Origin of the sequence: Nocardia sp. NPDC060220, from assembly GCF_042727815.1 — a bacterium.
Lineage (GTDB): Bacteria > Actinomycetota > Actinomycetes > Mycobacteriales > Mycobacteriaceae > Nocardia.
In genome coordinates this window covers 1-4,620 of sequence record NZ_JBHWZY010000563.1, presented here as the reverse complement: position 1 = coordinate 4,620, position 4,620 = coordinate 1, and the positions used below count along the sequence as shown (strand labels likewise).

Annotated in this window: 5 protein-coding genes; 1 reads left to right on the top strand and 4 read right to left on the bottom strand. The window is 67.7% G+C overall.

Annotated features, from left to right (window positions below; genetic code table 11):
- Both ACFWF3_RS25150 and ACFWF3_RS25145 read right to left on the bottom strand, forming a co-directional pair.
- Positions 1-277 (bottom strand): TCP-1/cpn60 chaperonin family protein (locus tag ACFWF3_RS25150; RefSeq protein WP_379315688.1); only part of this gene is annotated, 277 nt, incomplete at its 3' end.
- A gap of 242 nt (positions 278-519) precedes the next feature.
- On the bottom strand, positions 520-1,251 hold the full coding sequence (locus ACFWF3_RS25145; protein ID WP_379315686.1) for a Clp protease N-terminal domain-containing protein: 732 nt from the start codon (positions 1,249-1,251) through the stop codon (positions 520-522).
- A 72-nt stretch (positions 1,252-1,323) separates the two neighbouring features.
- Between ACFWF3_RS25145 and ACFWF3_RS25140 the strand changes: the two genes are divergently transcribed.
- Complete coding sequence (locus ACFWF3_RS25140; RefSeq protein ID WP_379315684.1) at positions 1,324-2,574, top strand: hypothetical protein; 1,251 nt, start codon at positions 1,324-1,326, stop codon at positions 2,572-2,574.
- Between the two features lie 99 nt (positions 2,575-2,673).
- On the opposite strand, the gene ACFWF3_RS25135 is transcribed toward ACFWF3_RS25140, so the two are convergent.
- Both ACFWF3_RS25135 and ACFWF3_RS25130 read right to left on the bottom strand, forming a co-directional pair.
- A complete protein-coding gene (locus tag ACFWF3_RS25135; RefSeq protein WP_379315682.1) occupies positions 2,674-3,756 on the bottom strand; it encodes an NAD(P)/FAD-dependent oxidoreductase in 1,083 nt (360 codons plus the stop codon).
- An 84-nt stretch (positions 3,757-3,840) separates the two neighbouring features.
- The coding region (locus ACFWF3_RS25130; RefSeq protein WP_379315680.1) for a sigma factor-like helix-turn-helix DNA-binding protein at positions 3,841-4,620 on the bottom strand (780 nt) is incomplete at its 5' end.

Here is a 4,620-nt window from a genome sequence, read left to right as displayed (position 1 = left end):
CGGTGGCGGTGGTCGTACCGTCGCCGGCGACGTCGTCCGTCTTCTTGGCGACTTCCTTGACCAGCTCGGCGCCGATCTTCTCGTACGGGTCCTCGAGGTCGATCTCCTTGGCGATGGACACACCATCGTTGGTGATCGTGGGGGCGCCCCACTTCTTCTCGAGTACGACGTTGCGACCCTTCGGGCCCAGCGTCACCTTGACAGCGTCGGCGAGGGCGTTCAGACCCCGCTCGAGACCGCGACGGGCCTCTTCGTCGTACGCAATTGTCTTGGCCATTGCGTTGAGATCCTCCACATGTCTATGGCTGACACACGAGACGACCACAGGTTGGATCGCCCCAAAGTACGCTGGCCAGGAGGTGCCCGCGACGGACGACCGAGGGTGTCGATGGAACCCGATCTCACCGTCCCGACCTGGCACTCAACAGTCACGAGTGCCAAGCCATTTTTAGCACTCAGGTGGTGAGAGTGCAAGGTCGCGCCCAGCGCGCAGGACACACCGGGCGCGCCCCCGCGTTCTCAGGCCTCGTCCTGCACCGAAGCCAGGAACTGATTCAGCAGCTCGACGAGCTCGGCCTCTACGACGGCCTTGTCAAGGCCCAGACCGCTGAGTACGCCCGCGCCGTTCTCCTGTTCCAGCAGAGCCAGCAGGATGTGCTCGGTGCCGATGTAGTTGTGACCGAGCCGCAGCGCCTCGCGAAAGGTGAGCTCGAGGACCTTCTTCGTGTCGCCGTCGAAGGGGATGAGCGCGGGCACGTCACCGTCGGCGGCGGGCAGCGAGGCGGTCGCGGCAGCGCGCACGGCGTCCAGTGCGACGCCCCTGGCGATGATCTCCTTGGCGGCCAGACCTTCTGACTGGCCGATCAGGCCGAGGATCAGATGCCCGAGCGCGATCTGGCTGCTCCCCGAGGCGCGGGCCGCTTCCTGCGAGCCGACGACCACCTGCCGGGCCCGGTCGGTGAACTTGGCGAAGCCTGCCTGCGGATCCATGGCGGCCGCGTCGCTCGGACCCTTGGGCACGAATCGTTTCTGCACGGCCTGCTTGCTGACGCCCATGCTGGCGCCGATGTCGGTCCAGGAGGCGCCGGAACGGCGAGCCTGGTCGACGAAGTGGCCGATCAGGTGGTCGGCGGTCTCGCCGAGGTGATTGGCGGCGACCACCGCGTCGGAGAGTTGGTCGAGGACGTTGTCGGGGCGGGCCTTCTTGATGCCGTCGATGAGGTCGTCGAGGCGAAAGTTCGGAGTGCTCATGCGTCAACCATAGGTTGACGATGCCGGATCGTCAATGATTGGTTGACGGCAAATTCCTGGCAGAGTGTCGCCATGGGGAGAATTCGGCGCTGGGCGCCGCGCGTGGTGGGGATCATCGTGACGGCGGCGTGCCTGATCGGAGCCGGGCGACTGCTGTGGCCGCAACCGGGCCTGGACGGGCAGCCCGGGTCGACCGCGCGCCAGCTGGCCTTCGTGCGTGACGCGCTCGACGACGGCTCGGATACCGCTGCGCAGCAACTGTTTCCGGAGGGGTACGTCTTCTCGAACGTGCTCTACGGTCTCGCCTGGGTACAGGCCGCGCACACCGATCCAGGACTGCGTGACAACGCGCTCCGCGAAGCACGCTGGGCGCTGGCAAGAACCGAATCCGACGAGGGCCGTGCGGTTTTCAGCCCCGGGTTGCAGCCCGCGTACGGAGTGTTCTGGGCCGGGTGGACCAACTGGCTGCGGGGCGCGATCCTGTCGCTCGATCGCTCCGATCCCACTGCGGTGCACCAGTTCTCCACGCACAGCGCCGAGATCGCACAGGCGTTCTCCGCGGCCGGCACACCGTTTCTCCAGGCCTATCGAGGCCAGGCGTGGCCGGTCGATTCGACCGTCGCGGTGGCTTCCCTTCGCCTGCACGACAAGCTGTTCGGGGCGCAGTACACGGCGGTGATAGATCGCTGGCTCGCGCAGGCCGAGACCCGCCTCGACCCCGCGACCGGACTACTGCCGCATCAGGTTTCACCGACCGACGGATCGATGCTGACCGGCGCCCGGGCAACCTCACAGACAGTGATACTTCGATTCCTGCCCGAGATCGACCCAGCATTCGCGAAGAGCCACTACGCGCGGTACCGAGACCGATATCTCACCTATCCAGGCGGTTTCGGGCCCGCCATTCGCGAATATCCGAAGGGCGTCGACGGGAGCGGTGACGTCGACTCGGGACCGTTGGTCGCCGGAGTCAGCCTTTCCGCCACTGTCGTCGCCCAGGGCGCCGCCCGCGTGAACGGCGACAGCGACTTGGCGGCCGCGATCGGCTCCGCAGGTGAGCTGCTCGGACTGCCGGTCGGCCTGCCCGGCTCCAAGCGGTACGCCTTCGGCCTGATGCCCATCGGGGACGCGTTCGTGGTGTGGTCGTCTACGGCACGTCTGCTGACCGAGCCGACGACGGCGCTCGAACGAGATGTGCGCTGGTGGTGGCGGCTGCCGTGGCTCAGCGCGCTCCTCGCGATCACGATCGCGCCCTGGGCACGGCCGCTGACCCGACACGCTCGACGCCGGTGGCCGCGCCGCAGACGAGACACCGCCACCTGACCGCACCGGACGACCCCGGCGCGATCGCCCCACTTCGCGGCCCCCGGTCAGATCTGACCCAACGGCCGCGAAGAGGGCGATTACGCCAGTCCGGTCGGACTATCGCAGGCCGACCGTGAAGGCCGTGCCACGCACGATCAGTTCCTTGATCAGCGCCCCGACACGGCCCGTGAGCACCGTGCTCGTCGGGGTGTCATCGGCCTTGACCACCTGGAACACCGCGTCACGGCGGCCCAGGCTGATGCACTGCGCGACGTAGCGGCCCTTCATCGGCTCGGGTTCGCGGCCACGCGCCCGCGCCGTGATGGCCCCGACAACGTACTGGCCGGCGGGAATCGCTGTCGCGCAAGCCATCCGCAGCGGGCGGCCGTCCACGCCGACCATCAGCGCGGCGTCGCCGACGGCGTAGATGTCGGGGTGCGACACCGAGCGCAGCGTGTCGTCGGTGCGGATACGGCCGTCGTCGGCGACCTCCAGACCCGCGCGACGAGCCAGATCGGGGACGGTGAAACCAGTGGTCCAGACGGTGGTATCGGCGGGCACCAGGGTGCCGTCGGCGAGCCGAACCGCATCGGAGAGCACCTCGACAACCTTGACACCGGAACGGATTTCGACGCCGGCCCGCGTGAGCGCGTCCCGGATCAACTGGTGCGCGCGCGGCGAGAGCCAAGCGCCCGGGTCCTCGTTACCGAGCAGGCTGATCCGCGAATCCGGCTGCGACTCAGCGAGTTCGGTGGCCAGTTCGATGCCGGTCGGGCCCGAGCCGACGATGACGATCTGACCCGACAGTTCCGTCAGATCCTCGGCGGTGGCGACGAACTTCGCGTGCTCGGCCGCTCCGGGCACAGCGTCGCGGTCGGCCTGACTGCCGAGCGCGTAGACGAGGGTGTCGTAGTGCAACGTCCACTCGCCGTCCAGGGCGACGATCTTGCGATCCGGGTCCAGGTCGGTGACCCGCGCCTGGAGGAATTCGATGCCCTTGCGTCCCAGCGACTTCCGCAGGTCGAGCCGCTTGACCGGCTGACCGGCGGCGGCCTGGTGCAGACGCACCCGCTGCACGAATTCGGCGCGGCCGTCCACGACAGTGATCTGGGTGTCGCGAGTCTTCTTCGCGAGGGCACGGGCCGCGGTGAGTCCCGCGTACCCGGCGCCGAGGACGACGATCCGATGCTGACCGGTCATGGTGTGGCTCCTTCTCTCGAAATGCCTACACACACCAGACCGATCAGCCCCCGAGTTCCTGACAGGTTCTCCAAGTGATCTGGATCACACGGTTATGGCGCCCAGTTTGATCGGGTTCACGACCGTGCGGACCGCCGCGATCGAGCCCGCTTCGTCGAAGTCGAACACGAGTACACCGGCCGGAATCTCGTCCTGGATCAGGATCAGGCCCACGTCGCCGTTGATCTCGGTGAATTCGAACCGCGACGTGGGGCTGAGGAAACGCCGCAGGTTGGACAGGTAGCGCGCGACCACATCGCCACCGACCACCGGGATCTTGGCCGCGACAACCCGGCCACCACCATCGGCCACCGACACCACGTCGTCGGCGAGCAGTTCGCGCAGACCGGCCACATCGCCGGTCGAGGCCGCTTGCAAGAACTTCTCGATCATCGTGCGCGCGTGCTCGGCCGACACCACGAAGCGCTGTTTACCGGTGCGCACCCGCTGACCGGCCCGATGGAATATCTGCTGGGTGTTGGCCACGGTGAGGTCGAGCATCTCCGCGATCTCGCCATGGGAGTAGCCGAACGCCTCGCGCAGCACGAACACGGCGCGTTCGATCGGGCTGAGCCGTTCCATCGCGGTGAGCACCGCCAGGGACACCGATTCGCGTTCCTCGACGGTGCCCAGCGGACCGAGCGCGCCGCCGCCGGTCGGTACCGGCTCCGGCAGCCACTGCCCGACATAGGTCTCGCGCCGGGCGCGAGCCGAAACGAGCTGGGTACGACACAGATTCACGGTGACGGTCGTCAACCACGCTTCGGTGTTGGCGATCTCGGCGTGGTCGGCCAGCGCCCACCGCAGGTATACCTCCTGCACGAC

Excerpts from the sequence above, each read along its gene's own strand:
- ACFWF3_RS25145 (WP_379315686.1), bottom strand. The coding sequence starts at position 1,251 with ATGAGCACTCCGAACTTTCGCCTCGACGACCTCATCGACGGCATCAAG.
- ACFWF3_RS25140 (WP_379315684.1), top strand. The coding sequence starts at position 1,324 with ATGGGGAGAATTCGGCGCTGGGCGCCGCGCGTGGTGGGGATCATCGTG.
- ACFWF3_RS25135 (WP_379315682.1), bottom strand. The coding sequence starts at position 3,756 with ATGACCGGTCAGCATCGGATCGTCGTCCTCGGCGCCGGGTACGCGGGA.